We start from the raw sequence: 25,700 nt of genomic DNA on the forward strand, positions 1-25,700 counted from the left end.
ACCCAGCCACCGGCCCACGGAGCCGCTGTTGGTGATGGACAGGCTCACGGTGTCCGGCTGGCCACCCTTGCGCTCACCCGCATCGGGCGGCAGCACCAGGGGCAGCTGCAGCAGGCGGCCGTCGCGCGCCACCACGGCCACCAGCTTGTGCTCGGTGCCGGCATAGAAGGCCACGTCGTCGAGCTTCTGCACGCGCCAGCCCTGGCCGTCCACCAGCACGCCCAGCCATTCGTCGCCGGCCGCGAGCCCGGCCTTCTCGGCGGCACCGCCGCGCAGCACGGTCTTGACCTGCACGCTGTGGTTCTCCGCAACCCGCATGCCCAGGCGCTGGGCCAGCTGCGGGCGCTCGGCCTTGAGCAGCACGCCGTGCGCGGCCAGCAGGTCGGCCAGGGGCAGCTCGTCCGTGCCGTGCACCCAGGCCTCGATCTCTTCGTCGAACGGGCGGTGTGCCAGCTCGCGCAGCACCTCGCGCAGGTCGGATTCCGACATGGGGCCGCCTTCGGTGCGCTTCCACAGCGCGCGCATCACGTCGTCCAGCGTCGCCTTGGAATGGTGGCGCAGCGCCAGGTCCAGGCACAGGCCCACGAGCGAGCCCTTGGTGTAGTAGCTCACCGTGGAGTTGGGGGTGTTCTCGTCCTGGCGGTAGTACTTGACCCAGGCGTCGAAACTGGCCTGGGCCACGCTCTGCACATGGCGCCCGGGGGTCTGCAGCACCTGGTTGATGGTCTTGGTGATCAGGCGCAGGTAGGCGGCGTCGTCGATCAGGCCCGCGCGGCGCAGCAGCAGGTCGTCGTAATAGCTCGTGAAGCCTTCGAAGAACCACAGCAGGTTGGTGTAGTTCTCCTGGCTGTAGTCGTAGCGGGCCAGCTCGGCGGGGCGCAGGCGCTTGACGTTCCAGGTGTGGAAATACTCGTGGCTGATCAGCCCCAGCAAGGTGGTATAGCCATCGCTGGCGCGCGCCTCGCCCTGGCGCGGCAGGTCGCGGCGGCCGCAGATGAGGGCGGTGGAGTTGATGTGCTCCAGCCCGCCGTAGCTGTCGCCCACGGCGTTGAGCATGAACAGGTAGCTCTTGAACGGGGCCTTGCCCTTGTCGCCATGCCAGAAGGCCATGGCCGTCTCGCAGATCTTCTGCGTGTCGGCCAGCAGGCGCTTGCCGTCGAACGAGGGCGCCGCCCCCGCCACCACGAAGCGGTGGGCCACGCCGCCAGCGGTGAAGCGGCCACTCCAGACGGTGCCCATCTCCACCGGGCAGTCCACCAGCTCGTCGTAGTGGGCGGCCACATAGGTGCCGAAGCCGGCCTTGTCGGTGGACCGTGCCGTGAGACCGGTGGCGACGGACCAGTGTGCGGTGGCGGCGGTGCTGGCCACTTCCAGCGTGTGCTCGCCGTCTTCCTGGCCGTGCACGCGCAGGCACAGGCTGGTGCCGTTGAAGAAGCCGCGCGCGGCATCCAGCCAAGCCGTGCGCACCGAATTGTCGTAGGCGCAGACCTGGTAGGTCAGTACCAGGGGGTGGCCGGGCCGGCATTCGGCCTGCCAGCAGTTCTTGGCCAGTTGCACCAGGGGCACCGTGCGCCGGCCCTGGCGCGCCTGCAGCCGCTGCAGGTTTTTCGCGAACTCGCGCACCAGGTAGCTGCCGGGAATCCACACCGGCAGCGACAGCTCCTGCTGCTCGGCGGGGGCCTCGACCGTGAGCGTGACCGAGAACAGGCGGGCGTTGAGGTCGGCCGGCTCGATGCGGTAGTGGACGGGGGCGTGGTTCGTGTCTTCGGTGCGCTGGGTGGCCATGGGCGGTGCTTTGCGTGGCATGGGGCTGGCCCTTCGGCAGGAGGGGCCGCCCGCAGGGGGCTGTCAGTTCGTCGTGGGCGTGTCGGCGGCGGCTTCGGCCAGGCGCTTTTCCACGTCCGGTGCGCCAATGGCTCCGGGCACGCGGATGCCGTCGGCAAAGATCAGGGTCGGCGTGCCGGTGATCTTGTGCTTCTTGCCAAAGGCCAGGTTGCGCTGCAGTGCGGTGGTGTCGCAGCTGGCGGCCGCCGGGTTCTTTTCGCGCACCATCATGTCCTGCCAGGCGGCAATCTTGTCCTTGGCGCACCAGATGTTGCGCGATTTTTCGGCCGAGTCCGGGCTCAGGATGGGATACAGGAACAGGTAGACCGTCACGTTGTCCACCTTCTGCATGTCGCGCTCGAAGCGCTTGCAGTAGCCGCAGTTGGGGTCCTCGAACACCGCCACCTTGCGCTTGCCGTCGCCGCGCACGATGGTGAAAGCGTCCTGGATCGGCAGGGCCGAGAAGTCCACCGCCGTGATCTTGGCGATGCGGTCCTCGGTCAGGTTGCGCCGCGCCTTGGTGTCGATCAGTTCGCCCTGGATCACGTAGTTGCCCTTGGCATCGGCGTAAAACACGTCCGTGCCGATGCGCACCTCGTACAGCCCCTGCATGGCCGTGGGGCTGACCTCGTCGATCTGCTTCATCTGCGGGACACGTTCGGCCAGGGTCTTGCGGATGACTTCCTCCTGACTTTGGGCTGACGGATCCTGCAGTAAGAACGCAAGGCCAGCCAAAAGGGTGAGTCCAAGGCCGGCCAGCAGGGGTGGGATCAATTTCATGGTGTTCTCATTCACTCGGATTCAAAGTGTGCCGCCTGTGGCTGCGCACGGAGATTTGGGCATGCTGCCTCAATGGATTCCCATGGCCTGTCGGGCCACGAAATGCTTGATCGGTCCGCTGTGCTCAAAGCCCTTCATGCCCCAGTTGCGCAGCGCCTGCCACGGGCCTTCCTGGCGTGCGAACAGCTGCTGCAGCCCGTCGGTGGCCAGGCCCATCGGCAGCAGCGCGGTCTTGCGCTCGCGCTCGTAGCGGCGCAGCAGCTTCAGATCGGCCACGCTGCGCCAGTAATCGCGGCCGTGCAGCAAGCCGGCCAATGCCTGGGCATCGGCCAGCCCCAAATTCAGGCCCTGGCCCGCGAGCGGGTGCACGGTGTGCGCCGCATCGCCGGCCAGCACAAAGCTGCGCGCCAGCTTGCCCTTGGGCGGCAGGGCGCCGCACCAGCGGTCGGCCCGGGCCTGCTGCAGAGGCCAGGCAGCGCGCTCACCGGCCAGCTGCAGGCGGCCCAGCGTGCGCTGGCTCGCCGCCTCCAGGCGCTGCGTGAATTCTTCGGGGGCCAGCGCCAGCAAATCCGGCACCTGCTCCTTCTGCACAGACCACACCACGGCCACGGAGTTCCCCTCGGGCCCGCCCAGGGGCAGAAAAGCCAGGATGCCGTCGGGCAAGAACCACTGGCGCGCCACCTGGCCGTGCGGCTGCTCGCACACCAGGCGTGTGGCAATGGCGTGCTGGTCGTAGGGCGTGGCTTCGAAATCCACGCCGAATTCGGCGCGCGTCTGGCTGGCGCGGCCCTCGCAGACCACCGTGAGCGTGGCCTCGGCCGGGGCATCGAGTGTCTCCACCTGGGGCTGGTAGCGCACGGCCTCGGCCAGCCGGGCTTCCAGGGCCGGCACGTCCACGATCCAGGCCAGCGCCTCCACGCCCTGCGCCTGTGCGTCGAAGCACACCGCGCCGCCCTGGTCGCCCGCCACCTGCATGGAGCGCACGGCCGTGGCATGGGCGGTGTCGGGCCAGCTGCGCAGGCCTTCGAGCAACTGGCGCGAGGCCAGGTTCAGCGCATAGGCGCGCACATCGGAGTGGCCGCCCGTCGCCGGGGCCGGGCCGGCCACCAGGGCCACCCGCAGGCGCTCGCGCGCCAGCAGCAGGGCCAGGGTGCGGCCCACGATGCCCGCGCCACGAATACAGATATCAAAGGTTTGCGCCATGCAGCCCATTGTAGAAGCCGGGGCATGGCCCTGGGCGCAGTGCAAAATTGCGGACATTTCCCTGCACTACCCTTTTCCAGGAGCGCCGCGCGTGAGCTTCAGCACCGAGTCCGACCTGTCGGGCACCATTGCCCGCCTGTTCGTCTACCCCATCAAGTCCTGCGCCGGCATCGAGGTGCAGGAAGCCCTGGTCACCGAGACCGGCCTGGACCTGGACCGCGCCTGGATGGTCGTGGACCCCAAGGGCCAGTTCATCACCCAGCGCGAGCAGCCGCGCATGGCGCTGATCCGCCCCCAGCTCAAAAGCGAGGAAATGGTGCTGCGCGCCCCCGGCATGCTGGCGCTGCACGTGGGTATCGACGTGGTCGAGGAGCCCATGAGCGTGACGGTCTGGCGCGACACCGTGGCTGCCTGGGACATGGGCGCCGTGGCCGCCCAGTGGTTCACCGACTTCCTGGGAACGCCCTGCCGCCTGGTGCGCTTCGACCCCGAGGTGAAGCGCCTGTCCAGCATGGACTGGACGGGCGGTGTGGAAGCCCCGAACCAGTTCGCCGACGGCTTTCCCGTGCTGGTGGCCAGCCAGGCCTCCATCGACCTGCTCAACGAGCGCCTGGCCGCGGCAGGCCACGCCCCCGTGGGTATCGAGCGCTTTCGCCCCAACGTGGTGCTCGCCGGTGTGGAGGCCCACGACGAAGACCGCGTGGACCAGGTGCGCATCGAGGCGGCCGACGGCGAGGTGCACCTGCAGCACGTCAAACCCTGTGCGCGCTGCCCCATCCCCGACATCGACCCATCCACCGCGCAAAGCAGCCCCGAGGTGGGCGATGCCCTGCGCGGCTACCGCCAGGACAAGCGCCTGGATGGCGCCATCACCTTCGGCATGAATGCCATCGTGGTGGAAGGGGCCGGCCGCATGCTGCGCGTGGGCCAGCGCATGGCCGCGGATCTGCGCTTCGACTGAGGGTTTGAACCGCCCCGCAAAGGAGTGCCATCGGCGGCCCGGTAAAATCGGCGGTTTGTCTCCCGAATTCCAGAAAGCCCTGCCATGAGCCTCCAATGCGGCATCGTGGGCCTGCCCAACGTCGGCAAGTCCACCCTCTTCAACGCGCTGACCAAGGCCGGCATCGCCGCCGAGAACTACCCGTTCTGCACCATCGAGCCCAACACCGGCGTGGTCGAGGTGCCCGATCCCCGCCTGCAGAAGCTGGCCGGCATCGTCGAGCCCGTGCGCATTGTGCCGGCCATCGTCGAGTTCGTGGACATCGCCGGCCTGGTGGCGGGCGCCTCCAAGGGCGAAGGCCTGGGCAACCAGTTCCTGGCCCACATCCGCGAGACGGATGCCATCGTCAACGTGGTGCGCTGCTTCGAAGACCCCAACGTGATCCACGTGGCCGGCCGGGTCGACCCCATCGCCGACATCGAGGTCATCCAGACCGAACTGTGCCTGGCCGATCTGGCCACCGTGGAAAAGGCGCTCAACCGCTACAGCAAGGCCGCCAAGTCGGGCAACGACAAGGAGGCGGCCAAGATCGTCGCGCTGCTCACGCCCATCCAGGCGGCACTCGACCAAGGCAAGCCCGCGCGCAGCATCACGGTGAGCAAGGAAGACGCGCCCCTGCTCAAGCAGTTCTGCCTGATCACCGCCAAGCCCGCGATGTTCGTGGGCAATGTGAGCGAAGATGGCTTCGAGAACAACCCCCTGCTCGACCGCCTGAAGGAATACGCTGCTGCCCAGGGCGCGCCCGTGGTCGCCATCTGCGCCAAGATCGAGGCCGAGATGGCCGAGATGAGCGACGAAGACCGCGACATGTTCCTGCAGGAGATGGGCCTCGAAGAACCCGGCCTGAACCGCCTGATCCGCGCCGGCTTCAGCCTGCTGGGCTTGCAGACCTACTTCACGGCCGGCGTGAAGGAAGTGCGCGCCTGGACCATCCACATCGGCGACACGGCGCCCCAGGCGGCCGGCGTGATCCACGGCGACTTCGAGCGCGGCTTCATCCGCGCCCAGACCATCGGTTTTGACGACTACATCGCCTACAAGGGCGAGCAGGGCGCCAAGGATGCGGGCAAGATGCGCGCCGAAGGCAAGGAGTATGTGGTCAAGGACGGCGACGTGCTGAACTTCCTGTTCAACGTCTGACGCGTTTCTGTCAGGGCCGTGGAGCCGCCAGGGCAGGGTCCTGGCGACGCTTCATTGGGCCTGCAGGCTGGAGAGGCGGCTCCTGACGATCTCCAGCTTCACCCTCTGGGCCAGAGGGCGGTTGAAGGCCCGGGTCCTGATGGCCATCGGCGATGGGGCTGGTGCCCATGTAGGCAATGGACAACCCCGACTCCCGCTCAGCGGCCTTTTTCTCGCTGAAGTCGTAGGGAAAGTCCTCGCAGTGCCGGTGGAAGCCCGAGAACAGAGGCCAGCCCAGCAAGCCCGGCAACTGCATGCGCGTGCCCGTGCCCATGAGCCGCTTGAACAGCACGGCTGCGTTGTCGGGGTTGCGCGTGGCATTGCTGTAGGCGCGGGCGCCCACGCATTTGTTGCCCCGCCGGTCGATGAAGATGGCGGAGGGCATGACATTGTCGGGCCCGAAATCGCCCAGGTTCAACGCCGATGCCGCCATGCCGGGGTCGTAAGGCTGCCCTTCCACATTGACCAGCGTGAGACCGCTCGACCCCAGGATCTCCTCGCGCTTTTTCTGGAAATAACGCAGTTGCTTGAGATGGCGTCCCGACTCTCCTGCATCCAGCTTGCTGGCCAGTTTGCCGAACAGCCGTGAAAACCGCCAACTTTCGACGGCAATCTCGAGCAGCGATTGTTCCGCCCGCGCATTGTCGTAAGCTTGTCCTGCCAAGGTGTCCTCCCCGTTGCGCGGCTTCTCGCTCTGTTTTGGCTACCGCTGCGCCAGCATAATTTGAATTGCCCTGCTTGCGCACCGGTGTCCGATCACGGCGACCCTGGGCACTGCCGGACTCTTCCCGCCTTTCAGCATGGCCGCTTGCCAGCTGAATCCCATACCGCTCCTCCATGAACACCGGAATCCTCTACGCCAGCCTGGCCTATGTCGCCTGGGGCCTGCTGCCCCTGTACTTCCGCCAGGTGGCCGATGTGCCTGCGCTCGAGGTGGTGGTGCACCGCACCGCCTGGGCGCTCATGTTCCTGCTGGCGGTGCTGGGCCTGCGCCGCCAGTGGGTCTGGCTGCCGGCGCTGCTGCGCCAGCCCCGGGTGGTGCTGGCCTTTGCGCTGTCGGCGCTGCTGCTTTCGTCGAATTGGCTGACCTATGTGTGGGCGGTGCAGAACCAGCATGTGGTGGACGCCAGCCTGGGCTACTTCATCCTGCCGCTGGTCAACGTGGCCATGGGCTTCTTCTTTCTGCACGAGCGGCCCCGGCGCGGGCAGTGGCTGGCGGTGGCCGTGGCGGCCGCAGGGGTCCTGTGGCTCACAGTGCAGACGGGCCGACTGCCGTGGATCGCGCTGGTGCTGGCGCTCACTTTCGGGGTCTACGGCCTGCTGCGCAAGCTGGCGCCCCTGGGGGCACTGGAAGGTCTGACGCTGGAGACGCTGATGCTCGCGCCCCTGGCCTTCGGTGCCATGGTCTGGTGGGCCTGGCACGGCCAGGGCGTGCTGGTCCAGGGCGGTGCCGCCGCCATCGGCTGGCTGGCGCTGGCGGGGCCGCTCACGGCCATCCCGCTGCTGTTGTTTGCCGCCGGTGCGCGCCGGCTGCCCCTGGCCACGCTGGGCATCCTGCAGTACATCTCGCCGAGTCTGCAGTTCGCCCTGGGTGTCTGGCTGTTCCATGAGCCCCTGCAGCCGTCCCGGCTGGCAGGCTTCGTGCTTATCTGGGCGGCGCTGGTGGTCTACAGCCTGGAGGGCTGGTGGCAACTGCGCGTGGGGACCCCAGCGGCGGCACCAGGCCGCTGAACTGTGGCGCAAAAGCCATGGCAGATGCTGCCGCTACGGGGAAACACGGGGGTGTTTGTGAAAGGCTGTATCTAAAATACCGGGTCCCTTGATCGGGACCCCCAAGACTGTGCGCGTGCGCCAAGTCTGTGCGCCGGGGCCCCTGGCTCTGGTGGCTGTCCATTGACTGAAAAAATCGAACTTTTCCAACCAAGTGCACAGACCACCATGGGCGCCACCTCCCCTTTCTCGACGCTTTTCGGGCGCAAGAAGCCGCTGTTTGCCAACACGGACGCCTTTCCCCTGACGGACGCCATCCTGGAGTTCGATGACTCCAGCGACGAGGCCGCGGTGCAGCGCCACCACTCGCGCCGGGAAATGGACCTCTCCGGCCAACCGCGCGACCGGGCGGCAGCCCAGCGCTGGTGGGTGGCCAGCGGCCTGATCGCACTGTATTTTCTGGCCCTGCTGGGCTTTCATGCCATGGACCTGGTGCAGGCACGCACCGTGTTCGTCGCCCTGGCGCTGATCGCCGTGGGCGTGCCGGGCTTTGCCCTGGCTTTTGCGCTGGGGCTGCACCACCGCGCCAAGGAAAAGCAGCTCAAGCTGCCCATTGCCATGGTGGCCTGCGCAGGCCTGCTGGTGCTCTGCTACCTCGATCCCATCCTGCAGATCCTGCTGGCGCCGTTTGCCTTCATCGTGGTTGCCTATGCCATGTACCGGGTCTCGGGGCGGGCGCTGATGGCGCTGGCCGGCATGCTGATGGCGGGCTACGGCCTGGTGATCGCCATGCACCATGCCGAGCAGGGCAACGAGGCGCTGCTGCGGCTGGAACTGGCGCACTGGGTAGCGCTGGCGCTGGCGCTGCCGGCCTTCATCCTGCTGATCGGCAAGGTGCAGAAGCTGCACCGGGTGCTGCACCGCGCGAGCCGCAAGATCCGCAACATCCAGGAAGATGCCCAGCGCGACACCCTGGTGGGCTGCTTCAACCGGCGCTACACGGTGGCGGCGCTCGAAGAGCAAAAGCAGCTCGCCGACGAGAGCGGCATCCCGCTGTGCCTGGCGGTGATCGACCTGGACCACTTCAAGCGCATCAACGACGAGCTCGGCCACCTGGGCGGCGACGAGGTGCTGCGCACCTTCTCGCGCGTGGCGCAGGACAACGTGCGCGCGGGCGATATCTTCGGGCGCTATGGCGGCGAGGAGTTTCTGCTGATCTTCCCGGGCACCTCGCTGCTGCCCGCGCTCAACACCTGCGAGCGCATCCGCGCGCACGTCGAATCGCACGCCTGGACCGGGGCGCTCAAGAGCCGAGTCTCGGTGTCCATCGGCGTCACGCAGTACATCCTGGGCGAGTCGGTGCTCGAGTTCTTCTCGCGCGCCGACACCGCCATGTACATGGCCAAGGAAGGAGGGCGCAACCAGGTGGTGGTGGAAGAGCCCGTCTCCAAGGGCGATTCGTCCATCACGCCGGTGGGCACCGAAAAGGACTTTCTCGGCACCCCAGCGCCCTGATCAGCCGCCGATCTGCCCCGGCATGAAGTGCAGCAGCACGGTGGTCATCACCAGGTAGCGCATGAACTTGCCCACCGCCATGTAGGCCAGGCAGGGCCAGAACGGCAGCTTGAGCCAGCCGGCCACCGCGCACAGCGGGTCGCCCACCACGGGCAGCCAGCTGAGCAGGCAGGCGCGCGCGCCGAAGCGCTCCAGCCAGGCCAGTGCGCGCACATTGGTGGCATGCCCGCGCGCCTTGTCTACGGCCTTGTGGGCCCCGAGGCCCATCCACCAACTGACGCCGCCGCCCAGGGTATTGCCCACCGTGGCCACCAGGATGGCCGGCCAGTACATCTGTGGGTTGAGCTTGATGAGGCCGAACACCGCCGGCTCCGAGCCCAGCGGCAGCAGCGTCGCCGAGATGAACGAGACGACGAAGACGGTGCTCAGGCCGAACTGCGGCAAGGCCAGCCATTGCATCAGCTGGTGCATCCATATTTCCATGCACCGGAGTTTAGAGGGGGCCTGCGCACCCAAAGCCGGGTAAAGGCTCCGTCCTACACGGGGGTGCGCCATCCGCGCATGTCCCATCGCCGGGTGGATTCGTATCGTTCATGGACGCTAGCGCTCAAGCAGGAAGCCCTCATGCAAACCATCCACCGCACCCCCAACGTCCCCCACCGCAGCCCCTGGCTGTCGCTGGCAGCGGCGGCTTTGCTGGCGGCATGCGTGCAGAGTCCCCAGGCGGCCGTCCCCCAGCCAGCGGGCGCATCCACCGTGGTCCAGGACCGCGGCTGTGGCGCCACGGGGCAGCCGGCTGCCCTGCGCTCCGTCGAAGATGGACTCCGTGCCCAGGGCATGGCGCTCAAGGCGCAGTGCAATGCACAGACCGGCGCCTGGACAGTGCGGGTGGTCGTGGTCGATGGCCTGCGCGCCAGCAAGGTCGTGCGCGGCCCCCTGGCCGATGGCGGCGAGGTGGACATGGGCACGCCCGCTGGTGTAGTGGCCCCGGCCACCGAGAACTTCTCGCCGGACGTGCACCACAACCGCGACTGGCTGCGCAGCCTGATGGCGCGCCACCAGTTCGACAACCTGCCCGATGCCTGGTGGCACTATGCCCAGCGGGGTGCGCCTGTGCAAGCGGGCGACACCGACCTCGCCGCGCGCTGACAGGCCTTCCCCAAGGGAGGGGGCAAGGGGCTTGTTGCACTGCAGCACAAGTCCTCCAAAAAAGTCGCGCAGATTTCATTTGCTGAAATTTTAAGCAGGTACAATCCTGCCTCCTTTTTCGGCATTCGCGGCATTCGCGTACCCCCATCCCCTTCATGCAGATCGGCCACATTCCTTTGGCGAACAGCCTGTTCGTCGCCCCGATGGCGGGCGTCACCGACCGGCCGTTCCGTCAGCTGTGCAAGGCGCTGGGGGCAGGCTATGCCGTGAGTGAAATGGTGACCTCGCGCAAGGACCTGTGGAACAGCCTCAAGACCTCGCGCCGGGCCAACCACGAAGGGGAGCCCGGGCCGATTGCCGTGCAGATCGCCGGCACCGATGCGCAGATGATGGCCGAGGCCGCGGTCTACAACGTGGAGCGCGGCGCGCAGATCATCGACATCAACATGGGCTGCCCGGCCAAGAAGGTGTGCAACAAGTGGGCGGGTTCTGCCCTGATGCAGGACGAGGCGCTGGCCGTGTCCATCGCGCAGGCGGTGGTCGAGGCCTGTGCACCGCACAAGGTGCCCGTCACGCTCAAGATGCGCACCGGCTGGTGCCAGGAGCACAAGAACGCCGTGGCGCTGGCGCGCCAGTTCGAGGCCGTGGGCATACAGATGCTCACGGTGCACGGGCGCACGCGCGAGCAGGGCTACAAGGGCCATGCCGAGTACGACACCATCGCCGCAGTGAAGGCCGCGGTGCGCGTACCGGTGGTGGCCAATGGTGACATCACCTCGCCCGAGAAGGCGCGCGATGTGCTGGCCGCCACCGGGGCCGATGCCATCATGGTCGGCCGTGCGGCCCAGGGCCGGCCCTGGCTCTTCCGCGAGATCGGCCACTTCCTGGCCACCGGCGAGCACCTGGCCCCACCCCTGGTGGCCGAGGTGCGGCGCCTGCTGCTCGACCACCTGCAGGACCACTACCACCTGTATGGCGAGCTGACCGGCGTGCGCAGTGCGCGCAAGCACATTGCATGGTACCTGCGCACCATGCCCGGCGGCGAAGCCTTTCGACAACACATCAACACCATAGAGGACTGCGTGGACCAGTGGCAGGCGGTGGCGGACTATCTGGATGCCCTGGCGCAGCAGATGGACCGCTTTCCCGCCGCGAGCACACTGGCGGCCGACGCAGACCCCAGCGAAGAACAAGAGGGATTGGCTGCATGAGCAAGAAACATATTGAAGAATGCGTGCGCGAGAGCCTGCAGGGCTACTTTCGCGACCTGGGCGGCGAGACGCCCGACGGCATGTACGACATGCTGGTGCGCGTGGTCGAGCGCCCGCTGCTGGAAGTCGTGATGCAGCAGGCCGACAACAACCAGTCGCGCGCCGCCGAATGGCTGGGCCTGAACCGCAACACCCTGCGCAAGAAGCTGGTGGAGCACAAGCTGCTCTGATGCCCCGTTGCGCCGGGCAGTGCTTGCGCTCCCCACTACCGCGGTGCAGGTGCCCGCCACAGCACCCCACCCCAATCCAAAAACCATTAACCACCCGCCCAGAACCCACTTCTTTCCGTCTCCGACAAAACAGGCATCGTTGAATTTGCCCAGGCGCTGCATGCCCTGGGCATCAAGCTGCTGTCCACCGGCGGCACGGCCAAGCTGCTGGCAGACAAGGGCCTGCCGGTGACCGAGGTGGCCGAGGTCACGCAGTTCCCCGAGATGCTGGACGGCCGCGTCAAGACCCTGCACCCCAAGGTGCATGGCGGCCTGCTGGCACGCCGCGAGCTGCCCGAGCACATGGCGGCGCTCAAGGAGCATGGCATCGACACCATCGACCTGCTGGTGGTCAACCTCTACCCCTTCGAATCCACCGTGGCCAAGGCCGGCTGCACACTGGCCGATGCCATCGAGAACATCGACATCGGCGGCCCGGCCATGGTGCGCAGCGCCGCCAAGAACTGGAAGGATGTGGGCGTGCTGACCGACGCCTCGCAGTACCCCGCGGTGCTCGAAGAGCTCAAGGCTGCGGGCAAGCTCTCGGACAAGCTGCGCTTCGCGCTGTCGGTGGCCGCTTTCAACCGCATCGCGCAGTACGACGGCGCCATCAGCGACTACCTCTCGTCCGTCACCTTCGAAGAAGAGAAGCTGTCCGAGACCTACGTGCCTGCACGCGCCCAGTTCGCTGGCCAGAGCAACGGCATCTTCACCAAGGTGCAGGACCTGCGCTACGGCGAGAACGCGCACCAGCAGGCTGCGCTGTACCGCGACCTGCACCCCGCGCCCGGCTCGCTGGTCACCGGCGTGCAGTTGCAGGGCAAGGAACTGTCGTACAACAACATCGCCGACGCCGATGCCGCGTGGGAATGCGTCAAGAGCTTCGAAATCCCGGCCTGCGTCATCGTCAAACACGCCAACCCCTGCGGCGTGGCCGTGGGCCTGGATGCGCTCGACAGCTACAGCAAGGCCTTCCAGACCGACCCCACCAGCGCCTTCGGCGGCATCATCGCCTTCAACCGCCCGGTGGACGGCAAGGCCGCGCAGCAGATATCCAAGCAGTTCGTCGAAGTGCTGATGGCCCCCGACTTCACGGCCGAGGCGCTCGAAGTCTTCAAGGCCAAGGCCAATGTGCGCCTGCTCAAGATCGCGCTGCCGGCCCATGGCGGCAGCACCGATTGGCAGCGCGGCCGCAACGCCATGGACGCCAAGCGCATCGGCTCGGGCTTGCTGCTGCAGACCGCCGACAACCATGAGCTGTCGCTCATCGACCTCAAGGTCGTGACCCAGAAGCAGCCCACGCTGGAAGAAATGGAAGACCTGCTGTTCGCCTGGAAGGTCGCCAAGTACGTCAAGAGCAACGCCATCGTCTTCTGCAAGGGCGGCATGACCATGGGCGTGGGCGCCGGCCAGATGAGCCGCCTCGATTCGGCCCGCATCGCCAGCATCAAGGCCGGTCACGCCAACCTGAGCCTGCAGGGCACGGTGGTGGCGAGCGACGCCTTCTTCCCCTTCCGCGACGGCCTGGACGTGGTGGTCGATGCGGGTGCGACCTGCGTGATCCAGCCCGGCGGCTCCATGCGCGACAACGAAGTCATCGCCGCCGCCGACGAGCGCGGCGTGGCCATGGTCTTCAGCGGCGTGCGCCACTTCCGGCATTGAGCCGGTGGCGATGCGTTGGCATCGCTACCTGCAAAAGAAAAAGGCGGCCCGGGCCGCCTTTTTCTTTGGACGCAGGCAAGGTCAGGCCGCCACGATGCGCCCGCGCACTGCGGCGCCGGCCAGCACCTTGAGCGATTTGTCGGTGCTGGCCGTGTAGTTGCGGCTGGTAATGGTGTTCACGTACACCCAGTCGGCGCGGCATTCGGTGGGCGTGGCAGTGAGCACCATGTAGCCGCGGCGCGAGGTGTCGCAGTATTTCAGCGTCTTGATCAGCTGCTGCAGGGCGCCGGCCAGCACGGCCGGATTTTCCTTGGACAGGTATTCCTCGAAGCCGGGCGAGGTGACGGAGGAGGTGGCGAACTCCACGCCCACGGCATTGCCGTTCATGTCGGCCAGCTCGTTGGCCCAGGCGTGGTGGGTGTCGCCGGCCAGCACCACCAGGTTCTTGTCCATGCCACGGGCCATGCCCAGCACGGTTTCGCGTGCGGCTTGGTAGCCGTCCCAGGCGTCCAGGTTGTACGGGATGGAGGGTTGCGCGAGGACGGCCTTCTCGGTGGCCGTCAGCGTGGCTGGTGCCGCCTGGGCCTTGGCGACCATGGCGGCGTATTGCGATACCGAGACGCCCGTGCCGGGCTGCAGCGTGTCGATGAGGATGGGCGCAGGGATGTTCATGCGCCCCATCAGCACCTGCTGGCCCAGTACCTGCCAGGTGGCGTTCGATGCTGCCATCTGCTGCTGCAGCCACTGGGTCTGGGTGGCCCCCATGAGCTGGCGCGTGGGCGCCCCCACGGCTGCGGTGAAGCCCGCCGCATCGAAGCCGTTGGCCGTGAAGAAGCGTGCATAGTCGACCTGCTCGTCGCGCCCGATCACGCGCGTGTCGAGCATGTGCAGGGCGACCAGGTTGCCGAAGGCGAAGCTGCGGTAGATCAGCTCGGGCTGCGCGTTGCGGGTGGGCATCCACTCGTGGTAGGCCTGCATGGCGGCGGCCTTGCGCGTGGCGAAAATGCCTTCGGTGGCGCTCTGGTGGTTTTCGGCGCCGTTCATCCAGGTGTCGTTGGCGATCTCGTGGTCGTCCCACACGGCGATCATCGGGGCCACGGCATGCAGGGCCTGCAGGTCCAGGTCGCTGCGGTACTGCGCGTGGCGCGTGCGGTAGTCGGCCAGCGAGAGGATCTCGCCCGCGGGCTGGGCCAGGCGGCCCAGTTGCTCTGCATTGGTGGAGGCGTAGCCGCCGCGCGCGTACTCGTACAGGTAGTCGCCCAGGTGCACCGTGGCGTCGAGGTCGTTGCGGCGTGCCGCGTCGGCATAGACGTTGAAGTAGCCGGTCGGGTAGTTGGCGCACGAGAACACCGCCAGCCGCACCTGCGCCACGCTGCCGGTGGGCAGGGTGCGCGTGCGCGCCACGGGCGAGGTGGCTGCGTAGGACGTGAAACGGTAGTAATACTGCGTGGCGGGCTTGAGGCCTGTGGCATCGACCTTGACGGTGAAGTCGCGGGCGGCCGTGGCGGTGGCCGTGCCCTGGCCCACGATGGTGGAAAAGGCGGCATCGCTGGCCAGTTCCCAGCGCACGGGGATATCGTCGCGGTAGTCGGCCGGCGGGGTGACGCGGGTCCAGAGGATCACGCGGTCGCTCAGCGGGTCGCCACTGGCCACGCCATGGGCAAAGCGCACGGCGGGGCTGTCATCGCTGCCGCCACAGGCGGCCAGCGGCAAGGTGCCCAGGGCGGTGGCGCCGAGCGCCAGCTGGCGCACGAAGACCCGGCGGCCGGCATCGGCCGGAGCGGCATGGTCGGTTTCAGCGCCTTCGGGATGCAGCAGGTTGGTCAGGGGGCGGTCGGAGCGGGGAGGGCGGTTCATGGGGGGCGATCCTTTGAAACCGCCAAGCCTCGCACGGTGCCGTGACGGATCGATGAACCGGCCCTGCCGCTGCCTGCCGGATGGCCGGGCCCTACGCGCCCGGGGGCATTCCAAAATCCATCGGCAGGCCCACGTAGTTCTCGGCCAGCGCGGTCGATGCCGCGCGCGAGTGGATCAAATAGTCGAGCTCGGCCTCCTGCATCTTCTGGCCGAACTCGCCAGTGTCCGGAAAGCGGTGCATCAGCGATGTGAACCACCACTAGTAGCGATCGGCGCGACAGACGCGGCGCAGGCATCGGTCGGAGTATGTGTCTATGCCGGTGCTGGACTTCTCGCCGTAGTAGTCGGCAAACGCGTTCCACAGGTAGCCCACGTCGCTGGCGGCCAGGTTCAGGCCCTTGGCGCCGGTGGGCGGCACGATGTGGGCCGCATCGCCCGCGAGGAACAGGCGGCCGAAGCGCATGGGCTCGGCCACGAAGCTGCGCAGCGGGGCGATGCTCATCTCCAGCGCCGGGCCGGTGACCAGGTTGTCCCGCGCCTCAGGGTCCAGCCGGTTGCCCAGTTCGGCCCAGAACTGGTCGATGCTCCAGTTCTCGACCTTGTCGGTGTCGGGCACCTGCAGGTAGTAGCGGCTGCGCGTGGTGCTGCGCATGCTGCACAGCGCGAAACCGCGCTCGGTATTGGCGTAGATCAGCTCGTGCGAGACGGGCGGCACATCGGCCAGCACGCCCAGCCAGCCAAAGGGGTAGACGCGCTCGTAGGTCTTGAGCGCAGCGGCCGGCACGCTGGCGCGGCAGACACCGTGGTAGCCGTCGCAGCCGGCGATGAAGTCGCACATGACCTCATGCGTCTGGCCGTCCTTCTCGTAGGTCACACGCGGCTTGCCACCGTCGAAGTCGTGCACGCTCACGTTGCCCGCCTCGTACACGGTGGTGAGGCCCGCGGCGGCGCGCGCGTCCATCAGGTCGTGCGTGACCTCGGTCTGGCCGTACACCGTGACGCGGCTGCCGCCAGACAGGGCGTGCAGGTCGATGCGGTGGCGCGCGCCCTTGAACAGCAGCTCGATGCCATCGTGCGGCAGGCCCTGGGCGTGGGCGCGGGCGCTCACGCCGGCCTTTTCCAGCAGGTCCATGGTGACCTGTTCAAGCACGCCGGCGCGGATGCGGCCGAGCACATAGTCGGCGCTGCGCTGTTCGATGATGACGGCGTCGATGCCGGATGTGTGCAGCAACTGGCCGAGCAGCAGGCCGGCCGGGCCGGCGCCGATGATGGCAACCTGGGTACGCATGGAGGAACCTCGCAAAGCTGGGGGATGAAGACCTTGAGAACTGGCTCAGAGGCATGGCCCAAGCGTAGGTTGATGCAGGTCAAAGCGCGATGCCGCCAGGCCGGTTGCGTGCGATCAGTGGATGCTTTGTGCGATGATCGCGCAATCCTTTGCCCATGACTTCCCCCGCCCCCACCATCGCCAAGGCCGACCTCATCGAAGGCATGGCCAAGGGCATGGCCGTGCTGGAGAGCTTCGACACCGAGCGCCAGCGCCTCAACGCCACGCTGGCCGCGCAGCGCACCGGCCTCACGCGCGCGGCGGCGCGCCGGCACCTGCTCACGCTGGCGCACCTCGGGTACCTGGAGAGCGATGGCAGCTATTTCTGGCTGGCGCCCAAGGTGCTGCGCTTCTCGGGCAGCTACCTGGCGTCGGCCCGGCTGCCGCGCGTGCTGCAGCCCACACTCAACCGGCTGGCGGCGCAGACGCAGCAGTCCTTCTCTGCCGTGGTGCTCGATGGCAGCGAGGTGGTGATCGTGGCGCGCAGCGGCGTCTACGGCGCGCCCTCGCGCGTGCTGGCCTATGGCCTGCACCTGGGTGCGCGGCTGCCGGCGCACCCCACGTCCACCGGGCGGGTGCTGCTGGCGGCGCTGGCGGCACCTGAACTCACGGCTTGGCTCAAGGGCGCTGCGCTGCAGCGGCTCACGCCCCACACCCTGACCCAGGTCGGCCCGCTGCGCCAGGCCATCGCGCGTGCGCGGCGCGACGACTGGTGCCTGGCGGTGGAGGAGCACGAACTCGGCGTGCACGCCCTGGCCGTTCCGCTGCGCAACCTGCAGGGGCAGACCGTGGCGGCGCTCAATGTGGTGGCCTCACCCAAGCAACTGGACGAGGGCAGTCTGCAGCGCGAGATGCTGCCGCTGCTGCAGGAAGCCGCCCGCGAGGTGCGCGGGCTCCTGTGACCGATTCGCCTACAACCGGCTAACGTCGTTGGGGCGCCTTGCCGTGCTACAGCACTGTCTGCGGCTCCCCGCCTAGTTATCCCGCCGAATGCGAACCGGCTGGACGCGCTGCTTATTTTGCGAGCGTCTTGAAGACTTCGCGCGCGGCGGCCACCGTGGTGGCGATGTCCTCTTCGCTGTGGGCCGAGCTCACGAAGCCGGCCTCGTACAGCGCAGGCGCTATATAGATACCGCGGTCCAGCAGCCCATGGAACAGCTGGTTGAAGCGGGCGCTGTCGGTAGTCAGCACCTCGGGGTAGCTCTGGGGCAGGTTGGGCAAGAGGAAGAAGCCGAACATGCCGCCTTCGCAGTCGGCGCTGAAGGGTACGCCCTCGGCGGCCGCGGCGGCCTTGAGGCCATCCACCAGCGATTGCGTGCGGGCCGACAGGGCGTCGAAGAAGCCGGGCTTCTTGATCTCGCGCAGCGTGGCCAGGCCGCAGGCCGTGGCCACCGGGTTGCCTGACAGCGTGCCGGCCTGGTACACCGCGCCAATGGGGGCCAGGTGTTCCATGATGGCGCGCGGCCCGCCGAAGGCCGCCAGCGGCATGCCGCCGCCGATGACCTTGCCGAGCACCGTGAGGTCGGGCTTGAAGCCGGGGATGCTCTTGGCGTACACGCCCTGGGCGCTGGTCAGGCCGACGCGGAAACCCGTCATCACCTCGTCCAGCACCAGCAGCGCACCGTATTCGGTGCACAGCTCGCGGCAGCGCTGCATGAAGGGCACGCTCGCGCGCACGAAGTTCATGTTGCCGGCGATCGGCTCGATCATCAGGCAGGCCAGGTCCTTGCCGTGCAGGGCGAAGGCCTCTTCCAGCTGGGCGATGTCGTTGTACTCGAGCACCAGGGTGTGTTGCACCACCTCGGGCGGCACGCCCGCGCGGGTGGCATTGCCGAAGGTCGCCAGGCCCGAGCCGGCCTGGCCCAGCCGTGCATCGGCATGGCCGTGGTAGCAGCCATTGAACTTGATGATCTTGCTGCGGCCGGTGGCGCCGCGCGCCAGGCGGATGGCGCTCATGCCGGCCTCGGTGCCCGAGCTGACCAGGCGGATCATCTCCATCGAGGGCACCAGGCCGATGATCTCCTCGGCCAGTTCCACTTCGCGCTCGGTCGGCGCGCCGAAGCTGAAGCCTTCCAGCGCGGCCTTCTGCACCGCCTCGACCACGGTGGGGTGGCCGTGGCCCAGGATCATGGGTCCCCAGGAGCCGATGTAGTCGATGAAGCGCTGGTCGTTGGCGTCCCAGAAATGGGCGCCCTGGGCACGCTTGACGAAGCGCGGCGTGCCGCCCACGGCCTTGAAGGCGCGCACGGGCGAATTCACGCCGCCCGGGATCAGGGCCTTGGCGCGTTCGAACAGGGGAATGTTGAGGTCAGTGCTTTGTGTCATGGGGGGGCATCACGAAACCTTCGATGGCCGTGGTGTCGTCAAGGGCGGCTTCTTCGTCTTCCCCGTCCTCATCGTCGGGCTGGGCCCAGAACATGCGGTCGGGCACGATGTGCCCCATTCCGGGGCGAAAGCCGGCATCCAGGCAGCGGTCCAGGTAGCCCAGCGCCTCGCTGGTGGCCTCGCCCAGGTCGTTGCCGCTGGCCACCAGGGCGGTTAGCGCCGCCGAGAGCGTGTCGCCCGCACCCGAGAAGGTGGCATCGAAGAGTTCGAACTTGCCGCTGCCCAGCACCGTCTGCGGCGAGGCCAGCACGTTCTCGACGAACTGCTCGGGCAGGGGGATGCCGGTGACCAGGGTGTAGGGCACGCCCATCTCGGATGCGGCTCGGGCAATGTCGCGTGCGGTCGGGTTGCGGTCGCTTTTCCAGTCCGGCAGCAGCCAGCGCCACAGCGTGCTGTGGTTTCCAACCAACACTGAGGTCTGCGGCAACAACAGCTCGCGGAAGGCGTCCAGGTACTCGTCGATCTGCTCATCCGTCCACCAGGACAGGTTGGGCATGTACGCTATCACTGGGACTTCGTCATAGTCTGTGGTTATTTCGGCGATGGCGCTGATGTTCTCGGGGCTGCCCACGAAACCCACCTTGATGGCCTGCACGGGCATGTCCTCGAGCACGGCCCGGGCCTGCTCCGAAACGGCCTCGTCGTCGAAGCTGAAATGGTCGAATATCTGCGCCGTATCGCGTGCGTAGGCGCCTGTGACCACCGCGATGGGGTGGCCGCCGACCGATGCGATGGTGGTGATGTCGGCCGTCAGGCCGCCGGCACCGCTGGGATCGTTGGCGTTGAAGACCAGCACGCAGGCCGGGCTCGCTTCGTCGCCGGATGCGTCGTCGATGCCATCGATGTTGGAGGGGGAAGGTGCGGAAGATGTCATGGGCCAGTGGCAGCATAGGGGGTGGCAAGGAAGCCGCAGCCCGGGGAGATGACTAGATACAATCGTTGCATTCTATGTGAAGGCCCTTTAAGCTGTGACCGACTCTAAAACTTGGATGTGTTTGATTTGCGGGTGGATATATGACGAGGCACAGGGTGCGCCCGAGCACGGCATTGCCCCCAACACTCCATGGGAGCAGGTTCCCATGAATTGGACCTGTCCGGAATGTGGCGCCCGCAAGGAAGATTTCGAGATGGTTCAGATTTGAGGCGCGGCTCCTGCCGCGCTGTTTATTTTTCCATCGGGAGCATTAGCAATTGACTACAACAGGCGCATCTTTCAAAGTGCTCGTGGTGGATGACAGCAATACCATCCGCCGAAGCGCCGAGATTTTTCTCAAGCAGGGGGGGCACGAAGTCTTGTTGGCAGACGACGGCTTTGATGCTTTGGCGAAAGTGAACGATTACCAGCCGCAGCTGATTTTCTGTGACATTCTCATGCCCAAGCTCGACGGGTACCAGACCTGCGCGATCATCAAGCGCAATGCCCGTTTCGCAGATACCCCGGTGGTGATGCTGTCCTCCAAGGACGGCGTATTCGACAAGGCGCGCGGGCGCATGGTCGGCTGCCAGGAATATCTCACCAAACCGTTTACCAAAGACCAGTTGCTGCAGGCTGTGCAGCAATTTGGCAATTCCCAACAAGGAGCGATGTAATGCCCATCCAGAAAGTTCTGGTCGTCGACGATTCGAAGACCGAGTTGATGTTTCTGACGGACCTGCTGCAGAAAAAAGGCATGCAGGTGCGCACGGCCGAGAACGCCGAAGAAGCCTTCCGCCGCCTGGCCGAAGACAAGCCCGACCTGATCCTCATGGACGTGGTGATGCCCGGCCAGAACGGCTTTCAGCTCACGCGTGCGATCACCCGTGATCCGCTGTATGCCGACGTGCCCATCATCATGTGCACCAGCAAGAATCAGGAGACCGACCGGGTCTGGGGTATGCGCCAGGGTGCGCGCGGCTACATCACCAAGCCGGTGGATCCCGCCGAGCTGCAGGCCAAGATTGACGCGCTGAACTGAGGCGGCGGCGCTTTCATGGCCAACCGCGAAGCCCTCCGCGAGCTACAAGTCCGACTGGCCAGCCGCCTGCAGGCCGCCAGAACGGAAGGCTTGTCCGTATCGTCCTGGCTGGCTGTAGAGACAGCAGGGCAGTACTACCTTCTACCTCTCGCCCAATCGGGCGAGATTTTTCCTTGGGTCACCGTCCAGCCCGTGCCGTACACGCAAAGCTGGTTCCTGGGTGTCGCCAACCTGCGCGGCGGCCTGGTCGGCGTGGCCGATCTCGCCGGCATGCTGGGCACCACGGTCACGCGCACCGAGCAGGCCCTGTCCGAGGCCAGCCTGCTGGCCTTCAATGCCGTGCTCGAGGTGAATGCCGCGCTGCTGGTGGACCGCCTGGCCGGTCTGCGCGGCACGGACTCCTTCGTGTCGTCCGAGCCTCCTGCGCCGGAGTCTCCGGCATTCTTCGGCACCACCTACATCGATGCAGGTGGCGCGCGCTGGCAGGAGCTCAATCTGCAGATCCTGTCCCAACATCCCGCTTTCCTGAGCATCAGTGCTTGAGTTTTTCTGTAAGGCTGCACCATGTCCGTCGTCAATCAATTTGGAAAACTGTTCAACCGGAAGCCCGGCACGCGGGACGCCGCAGCGGGCCACGCCGTGGCCGATGATGGCCAGGACGTGCTGGGGACCGGTTCGCTCGAGGCAGCCGCGCTGCGCGAGTACCAGAGCGACGCGATGAACAGCGTGCAGGGCGACCCCGGTGGCTATGCCACCGAGATCGGCGAGGTCGATGGCGACCAGGACCTGATCTCGCTGCCGGTGCTGGGGACTTCCACGGCCGCCGGCCACCAGCGCCGCCTGCTGGCCCTGCTGGCCATCGGTGTGGTGGTGCTGGGCGCGATTGCGGCCTGGGTGCTGCAGCAGGCGGACCGCTCCGCACAGCAGCTCGCCGCTACCGGCCAGTCCCTGATGCAGTCGCAGCGCCTGGCCAAGTCGGTCTCGCAGGCCCTGGTGGGCAGCCCCCAGGCCTTCCCCGACGTGGTGGAAAGCTCGGGCGTGCTGGCGCGCAACGTGCGCGCCCTGACCGCTGGCGACAACGAACTCGGCGTGCAATCGCTGGGCGAACCCTACAAGCCCGACCTGGATGCCGTGACGCCCCTGATGGAGCGCGCAGAGCGCAACGCCGGCGTGGTGATGGGCCAGCAGAAGATCCTGACCCAGGTGGGCGACGCTCTGCGCACCATCAACCGCCAGTCGTCCGACCTGCTGGAAATCGCCGAAACGGTGTCCTCGCTCAAGCTGCAGCAGAACGCCCCCGCGGCCGAAATCTCCGCCGCCGGCCAGCTCGTGATGCTGACCCAGCGCATCGGCAAGTCCGCCAACGAGTTCCAGACCATGGAAGGCGTGAGCCCCGAGGCCGTGTTCCTGCTGGGCAAGGACTTGAACTCGTTCAAGGAAATCGCCCAGGGCCTGCTCGACGGCAGCCCCGAACTGCGCCTGGCCGCCACCAAGGACGCACAGACGCGCGAGCAGCTCGAGGCCCTCGTGAAGCTGTACGAGCAGACCCGCACGCAGGCCAGCGCCATCCTGGGCAACCTGCAGGGCCTGGTGTCCGCCCGGGAAGCACAGTCCGCCATCATTGCCGACAGCGAGCCGCTGCGCCGCCAGCTGGAAAACCTGCAGGGCAAGCTGTCTGCGCAGACCGGTCTGGGCGCCGGACAGATCGGTGCCCTGGCCCTTGCCGCCCTGTTCGTGCTGGCTTGCGGTGTCGGCATCTCGCGTGTGCAACTGCTGGACAGCCGTGGTCGCCAGACCGCTGCCGAATCGCAGCAAAAGGACGCCAAGCGCCAGGAGCAGGAAGCCAAGCGCGTCCACGACGCCAACCCGGCCGCCATTTTGCGTCTGATGAACGAACTGCAGTCGGTCGCTGAAGGTGACCTGACCCAGGAAGCCACCGTGACCGAGGACATCACCGGCGCCATCGCCGACTCGGTGAACTACACGGTGGAAGAACTGCGCCAGCTGGTGGGCAGCGTGCAGAACACGGCGACCCGCGTGGCACAGACGACGGCCCAGGTGGACTCCACCTCGACCGAACTGCTGGCCGCCTCGACCGAACAGCTGCGCGAAATCCGCGAAACCGGCCGCTCGGTTCTGGACATGGCGACCCGAATCAACGAAGTGTCCACGCAGGCGCAGGAATCCGCCACGGTGGCCCGCCAATCGCTGCAAGCCGCCGACTCGGGTCTGCAAGCCGTGCAGAACGCCATCGGCGGTATGAACTCCATCCGCGACCAGATCCAGGACACCTCCAAGCGCATCAAGCGCCTGGGCGAATCCTCGCAGGAGATCGGTGAAATCACCGAACTGATTTCCGACATTACCGAGCAGACGAACGTGCTGGCCCTGAACGCTGCCATCCAGGCCGCATCCGCCGGTGAAGCCGGCCGCGGCTTCTCGGTGGTGGCGGAAGAAGTGCAGCGCCTTGCTGAACGCTCCGCAGACGCCACGCGCCAGATCTCGGCGCTCGTGAAAGCCATTCAGACCGACACCCAGGATGCCGTGGCCGCTATGGAACGCTCCACGCAGGGTGTGGTGGAAGGGGCCCGCCTCTCCGACTCCGCCGGTACTGCGCTGACCGAGATCGACCGCGTGTCGCGCCGCCTTGCCGAACTGATCGAACAGATCTCGTCCTCGACCTCCCGCGAAGCCGTTCTGGCCAACGAAGTGGCCGACAACATCCAGCACATTTTTGCCGTGACGGAGCAGACCGGAGAAGGCACCCGCACGACGGCCCAGCAGGTGCGCGAACTGTCGCACATGGCCGAAGAACTGCGCCAGTCTGTCGCCCGTTTCAAGATCGCCTGAGGCGATCCGTAGTCATCAACCAGCTGGCTCATTGCAGCCGGGGACTAACCCATGCCATCTATTGATGTCAAAAATGCACCGGCCGCAGACTGGAACCAGGGAGATCAGGACCTGGGTCCTTTGGCCTGGGTGCTGGACGAACTGCGCAAATCCCTGGGCGGTGCCGTCAAATCCATGCGCCGCTTCGTGCGCGATGTGGAAAGCGCCAATGAATCCGACCTGGCCGCGCTCGACGCCGGTGCCCTGCGCATCGCGCGCCAGCAACTGCACCAAGCCAGCGGCGCGCTCGAAATGGTGGGCATGGGCCCGCCAGCGCTCGTGCTGCGCGCCATGGAAGCCGCGGTGCAGCGCTTCGTGCAACGCCCCGAGCTGTGCACCGACGAGGCCACCAACACCATCGAGAAGGCCAGCTTCGGCCTGATTGAATTCCTGGAAAGCGTCCTGGCCGGCAAGTCCATCTCGGCCGTGGCCCTGTTCCCCCAGTACCGCGATGCCCAGGCCCTGGCCGGTGCCGAGCGCGTGCACCCGGCCGACCTGTGGCCCGTGGAACGGCGCTTTCGCGAGCCCGAGGTCACCATCCCCGCACAGCCCCTGCCGTACGGACCCCAGGCGCGCGGCCAGCTGGACGCGGCCGTGCTGCGCATCGTCAAGTCGGGCGACCTCAAGGCCGCCCGCGCCATGTACGACACCTGCCTGGGCTTCGTGGCTGCCCAGCAGGACCGCCAGTCGCGTGCCTTCTGGAAGATCTGCGCCGCCTTCTTCGAGGCCTTTGCCGGCGGCCTGCTGCCACCCGACGTGTATGTGAAGCGCGTGGCCTCGCGCGTGCTCATGCAGTACGCCACCCTGGCCAAGGGCGACCCCACCATCGCCGACCGCCTGGTGCAGGACCTGCTGTTCTTCTGCTCGCAGGCCACCGTGCCTGCGGGCGCGGAGGCCAGGTTCCCCGCGCTGATGAGCGTGCGCCAAGCCTTCAGCCTGGACCGCTTCAAGCCCGTGGACTACGAGACCGCGCGCTTCGGCCGCTTCGACCCGGCCGTGCTGGCCCAGGCCCGAAAGCGCATTGCCGCCGCCACCGAGACCTGGTCGGCCCTGGCCGGCGGTGACCGCAACAAGATCAAGCCCGCTGCCGACCAGTTCAGCCTGGTCTGCGATTCGCTGCGCAAGCTCAGCCCCGGCAGCGAGAAGCTGGCCACGGCGCTCACGCACGTGATGGACGCCACCACCCGGTCCGGCGAGCCGCCATCGGCCGCGCTGGCCATGGAAGTGGCCACCTCGGTGCTGTACCTGCAGGCCGCGTTCGAGGAGCTCGACGCCGCCGAGGACCAGATGGCCGAGCGTGCCGCCCGCCTGTCCGAACGGCTCGAAGCCGTGGGCGCCGGTGCCGAGCCCGAGCCCCTGGAAGCGTGGATGGAAGAGCTGTACCGCCGTGTCAGCGACAACCAGACCATGGGCAGCGTGGTGGACGAGCTGCGTGCCACCCTGGCCGAAGCCGAGAAATCGCTCGACCTGTTCTTCCGCGACCCCAAGGATGTCGCCGTGCTGGCGCCGGTGCCTGGCCACATGGCGCAGATGCGCGGCGTGCTGTCCGTGCTGGGCCTGGACCAGGCCTCGCTGGCCGTGGTGCGCATGCGCGACACCGTCGACCGCCTGCTCATCAACGAAATTCCCGAGGAAGAGCGCCAGCCCGCCTTCGAGAAGCTGGGCAGCAGCATGGGGGCCCTGGGCTTCCTGATCGACATGCTGAGCTACCAGCGTGCCATGGCGCGCAAGCTCTTCGTCTACGACGAGGAACAGGGCGAACTGCGCATCCTCACCGGCCGCACC

General features: G+C 67.1%; 21 protein-coding genes and 3 pseudogenes. 15 read left to right on the forward strand and 9 right to left on the reverse strand.

What is annotated here, in order from left to right:
- From ACK59X_RS19470 to ACK59X_RS19480, 3 genes are all read right to left on the reverse strand, one after another.
- Positions 1 to 1,806: M61 family metallopeptidase (locus ACK59X_RS19470; protein ID WP_409959897.1), on the reverse strand; the 1,806-nt coding region annotated here is incomplete at its 3' end.
- A gap of 42 nt (positions 1,807 to 1,848) precedes the next feature.
- Positions 1,849 to 2,604, reverse strand: coding sequence for a DsbC family protein (locus ACK59X_RS19475; RefSeq protein WP_409959899.1), 756 nt, complete (start codon positions 2,602 to 2,604; stop codon positions 1,849 to 1,851).
- A gap of 69 nt (positions 2,605 to 2,673) precedes the next feature.
- Positions 2,674 to 3,807 carry an FAD-dependent monooxygenase gene (locus ACK59X_RS19480; protein WP_409959901.1) on the reverse strand — a complete coding sequence of 378 codons (1,134 nt, stop codon included), beginning with the start codon at positions 3,805 to 3,807 and terminating at the stop codon, positions 2,674 to 2,676.
- A gap of 91 nt (positions 3,808 to 3,898) precedes the next feature.
- Here ACK59X_RS19480 and ACK59X_RS19485 point away from each other — a divergent pair, with 91 nt between their 5' ends.
- The gene (locus ACK59X_RS19485; protein ID WP_409959903.1) at positions 3,899 to 4,768 is read left to right on the forward strand and encodes an MOSC domain-containing protein; all 870 of its coding nucleotides are present in this window, start codon (positions 3,899 to 3,901) and stop codon (positions 4,766 to 4,768) included.
- A gap of 84 nt (positions 4,769 to 4,852) precedes the next feature.
- A complete protein-coding gene (gene ychF / locus ACK59X_RS19490) occupies positions 4,853 to 5,947 on the forward strand; it encodes a redox-regulated ATPase YchF (protein ID WP_409959905.1) in 1,095 nt (364 codons plus the stop codon).
- 10 nt (positions 5,948 to 5,957) lie between these two features.
- Here ychF and ACK59X_RS19495 read toward each other — a convergent pair whose 3' ends face one another.
- On the reverse strand, positions 5,958 to 6,650 hold the full coding sequence (locus tag ACK59X_RS19495) for a hypothetical protein (RefSeq protein ID WP_409959907.1): 693 nt from the start codon (positions 6,648 to 6,650) through the stop codon (positions 5,958 to 5,960).
- Positions 6,651 to 6,823: 173 nt separating this feature from the next.
- Between ACK59X_RS19495 and rarD the strand changes: the two genes are divergently transcribed.
- Both rarD and ACK59X_RS19505 read left to right on the forward strand, forming a co-directional pair.
- Positions 6,824 to 7,717 (forward strand): EamA family transporter RarD, encoded by an 894-nt coding sequence (gene rarD, locus ACK59X_RS19500; RefSeq protein WP_409959909.1) that lies wholly within the window; start codon positions 6,824 to 6,826, stop codon positions 7,715 to 7,717.
- Between the two features lie 207 nt (positions 7,718 to 7,924).
- Complete coding sequence (locus tag ACK59X_RS19505; protein ID WP_409959911.1) at positions 7,925 to 9,211, forward strand: diguanylate cyclase; 1,287 nt, start codon at positions 7,925 to 7,927, stop codon at positions 9,209 to 9,211.
- On the opposite strand, the gene ACK59X_RS19510 is transcribed toward ACK59X_RS19505, so the two are convergent.
- Positions 9,212 to 9,682, reverse strand: coding sequence for a YqaA family protein (locus ACK59X_RS19510; protein WP_409959913.1), 471 nt, complete (start codon positions 9,680 to 9,682; stop codon positions 9,212 to 9,214).
- A 153-nt stretch (positions 9,683 to 9,835) separates the two neighbouring features.
- Here ACK59X_RS19510 and ACK59X_RS19515 point away from each other — a divergent pair, with 153 nt between their 5' ends.
- The 4 genes and pseudogenes from ACK59X_RS19515 to purH all read left to right on the forward strand — a co-directional run.
- Positions 9,836 to 10,360, forward strand: a complete 525-nt coding sequence (locus ACK59X_RS19515) for a D-Ala-D-Ala dipeptidase (RefSeq protein WP_409959915.1) — start codon at positions 9,836 to 9,838, stop codon at positions 10,358 to 10,360.
- Between the two features lie 155 nt (positions 10,361 to 10,515).
- On the forward strand, positions 10,516 to 11,571 hold the full coding sequence (gene dusB, locus ACK59X_RS19520) for a tRNA dihydrouridine synthase DusB (RefSeq protein WP_409959917.1): 1,056 nt from the start codon (positions 10,516 to 10,518) through the stop codon (positions 11,569 to 11,571).
- Entirely contained in the window at positions 11,568 to 11,801 is a 234-nt protein-coding gene (locus ACK59X_RS19525; protein WP_015015597.1) for a Fis family transcriptional regulator, read from the forward strand. Before dusB ends, ACK59X_RS19525 begins: the two co-directional genes overlap by 4 nt.
- 96 nt (positions 11,802 to 11,897) lie before the next feature.
- Positions 11,898 to 13,502, forward strand: a pseudogene (gene purH, locus ACK59X_RS19530) (bifunctional phosphoribosylaminoimidazolecarboxamide formyltransferase/IMP cyclohydrolase); the annotation flags it as partial.
- Positions 13,503 to 13,583: 81 nt separating this feature from the next.
- Here the strand turns inward: purH and ACK59X_RS19535 are convergent.
- On the reverse strand, positions 13,584 to 15,359 hold the full coding sequence (locus tag ACK59X_RS19535) for an alkaline phosphatase D family protein (RefSeq protein ID WP_409959919.1): 1,776 nt from the start codon (positions 15,357 to 15,359) through the stop codon (positions 13,584 to 13,586).
- Positions 15,360 to 15,450: 91 nt separating this feature from the next.
- Positions 15,451 to 16,647, reverse strand: a pseudogene (pobA, locus tag ACK59X_RS19540) (4-hydroxybenzoate 3-monooxygenase).
- Between the two features lie 155 nt (positions 16,648 to 16,802).
- On the opposite strand from pobA, the gene ACK59X_RS19545 reads away from it, so the two are divergent.
- Positions 16,803 to 17,588 carry an IclR family transcriptional regulator C-terminal domain-containing protein gene (locus ACK59X_RS19545; RefSeq protein ID WP_409959921.1) on the forward strand — a complete coding sequence of 262 codons (786 nt, stop codon included), beginning with the start codon at positions 16,803 to 16,805 and terminating at the stop codon, positions 17,586 to 17,588.
- 112 nt (positions 17,589 to 17,700) lie between these two features.
- On the opposite strand, the gene hemL is transcribed toward ACK59X_RS19545, so the two are convergent.
- The gene (gene hemL, locus ACK59X_RS19550) at positions 17,701 to 19,011 is read right to left on the reverse strand and encodes a glutamate-1-semialdehyde 2,1-aminomutase (protein ID WP_409959923.1); all 1,311 of its coding nucleotides are present in this window, start codon (positions 19,009 to 19,011) and stop codon (positions 17,701 to 17,703) included.
- Positions 18,995 to 19,945 (reverse strand): hydroxymethylpyrimidine/phosphomethylpyrimidine kinase, encoded by a 951-nt coding sequence (locus ACK59X_RS19555; RefSeq protein ID WP_409959925.1) that lies wholly within the window; start codon positions 19,943 to 19,945, stop codon positions 18,995 to 18,997. The genes hemL and ACK59X_RS19555 overlap by 17 nt, the downstream gene beginning before the upstream one ends.
- A gap of 94 nt (positions 19,946 to 20,039) precedes the next feature.
- On the opposite strand from ACK59X_RS19555, the gene ACK59X_RS19560 reads away from it, so the two are divergent.
- The 6 genes and pseudogenes from ACK59X_RS19560 to ACK59X_RS19585 form a co-directional block, all read left to right on the forward strand.
- Complete coding sequence (locus ACK59X_RS19560; RefSeq protein WP_409959927.1) at positions 20,040 to 20,213, forward strand: rubredoxin; 174 nt, start codon at positions 20,040 to 20,042, stop codon at positions 20,211 to 20,213.
- A gap of 49 nt (positions 20,214 to 20,262) precedes the next feature.
- On the forward strand, positions 20,263 to 20,661 hold the full coding sequence (locus tag ACK59X_RS19565) for a PleD family two-component system response regulator (protein ID WP_005796099.1): 399 nt from the start codon (positions 20,263 to 20,265) through the stop codon (positions 20,659 to 20,661).
- On the forward strand, positions 20,661 to 21,026 hold the full coding sequence (locus tag ACK59X_RS19570; RefSeq protein WP_007853160.1) for a PleD family two-component system response regulator: 366 nt from the start codon (positions 20,661 to 20,663) through the stop codon (positions 21,024 to 21,026). The genes ACK59X_RS19565 and ACK59X_RS19570 overlap by 1 nt, the downstream gene beginning before the upstream one ends.
- A gap of 15 nt (positions 21,027 to 21,041) precedes the next feature.
- Positions 21,042 to 21,569, forward strand: a complete 528-nt coding sequence (locus ACK59X_RS19575) for a chemotaxis protein CheW (protein ID WP_409959930.1) — start codon at positions 21,042 to 21,044, stop codon at positions 21,567 to 21,569.
- A 21-nt stretch (positions 21,570 to 21,590) separates the two neighbouring features.
- A complete protein-coding gene (locus ACK59X_RS19580) occupies positions 21,591 to 23,876 on the forward strand; it encodes a methyl-accepting chemotaxis protein (RefSeq protein WP_409959932.1) in 2,286 nt (761 codons plus the stop codon).
- Between the two features lie 51 nt (positions 23,877 to 23,927).
- Positions 23,928 to 25,700 (forward strand): annotated as a pseudogene (locus tag ACK59X_RS19585) (hybrid sensor histidine kinase/response regulator); the annotation flags it as partial.

This window comes from Acidovorax sp. (assembly GCF_046339755.1).
Taxonomy (GTDB): domain Bacteria; phylum Pseudomonadota; class Gammaproteobacteria; order Burkholderiales; family Burkholderiaceae_C; genus Acidovorax.

Bases quoted from the DNA above. Each gene is read 5' to 3' on its own strand.
- ACK59X_RS19475 (WP_409959899.1), bottom strand. From the start codon at position 2,604: ATGAAATTGATCCCACCCCTGCTGGCCGGCCTTGGACTCACCCTTTTG.
- ACK59X_RS19480 (WP_409959901.1), bottom strand. From the start codon at position 3,807: ATGGCGCAAACCTTTGATATCTGTATTCGTGGCGCGGGCATCGTGGGC.
- ychF (WP_409959905.1), top strand. From the start codon at position 4,853: ATGAGCCTCCAATGCGGCATCGTGGGCCTGCCCAACGTCGGCAAGTCC.
- rarD (WP_409959909.1), top strand. From the start codon at position 6,824: ATGAACACCGGAATCCTCTACGCCAGCCTGGCCTATGTCGCCTGGGGC.
- ACK59X_RS19505 (WP_409959911.1), top strand. From the start codon at position 7,925: ATGGGCGCCACCTCCCCTTTCTCGACGCTTTTCGGGCGCAAGAAGCCG.
- ACK59X_RS19510 (WP_409959913.1), bottom strand. From the start codon at position 9,682: ATGCACCAGCTGATGCAATGGCTGGCCTTGCCGCAGTTCGGCCTGAGC.
- ACK59X_RS19515 (WP_409959915.1), top strand. From the start codon at position 9,836: ATGCAAACCATCCACCGCACCCCCAACGTCCCCCACCGCAGCCCCTGG.
- dusB (WP_409959917.1), top strand. From the start codon at position 10,516: ATGCAGATCGGCCACATTCCTTTGGCGAACAGCCTGTTCGTCGCCCCG.
- ACK59X_RS19525 (WP_015015597.1), top strand. From the start codon at position 11,568: ATGAGCAAGAAACATATTGAAGAATGCGTGCGCGAGAGCCTGCAGGGC.
- ACK59X_RS19535 (WP_409959919.1), bottom strand. From the start codon at position 15,359: ATGAACCGCCCTCCCCGCTCCGACCGCCCCCTGACCAACCTGCTGCAT.
- ACK59X_RS19545 (WP_409959921.1), top strand. From the start codon at position 16,803: ATGACTTCCCCCGCCCCCACCATCGCCAAGGCCGACCTCATCGAAGGC.
- hemL (WP_409959923.1), bottom strand. From the start codon at position 19,011: ATGACACAAAGCACTGACCTCAACATTCCCCTGTTCGAACGCGCCAAG.
- ACK59X_RS19555 (WP_409959925.1), bottom strand. From the start codon at position 19,945: ATGACATCTTCCGCACCTTCCCCCTCCAACATCGATGGCATCGACGAC.
- ACK59X_RS19570 (WP_007853160.1), top strand. From the start codon at position 20,661: ATGCCCATCCAGAAAGTTCTGGTCGTCGACGATTCGAAGACCGAGTTG.
- ACK59X_RS19575 (WP_409959930.1), top strand. From the start codon at position 21,042: ATGGCCAACCGCGAAGCCCTCCGCGAGCTACAAGTCCGACTGGCCAGC.
- ACK59X_RS19580 (WP_409959932.1), top strand. From the start codon at position 21,591: ATGTCCGTCGTCAATCAATTTGGAAAACTGTTCAACCGGAAGCCCGGC.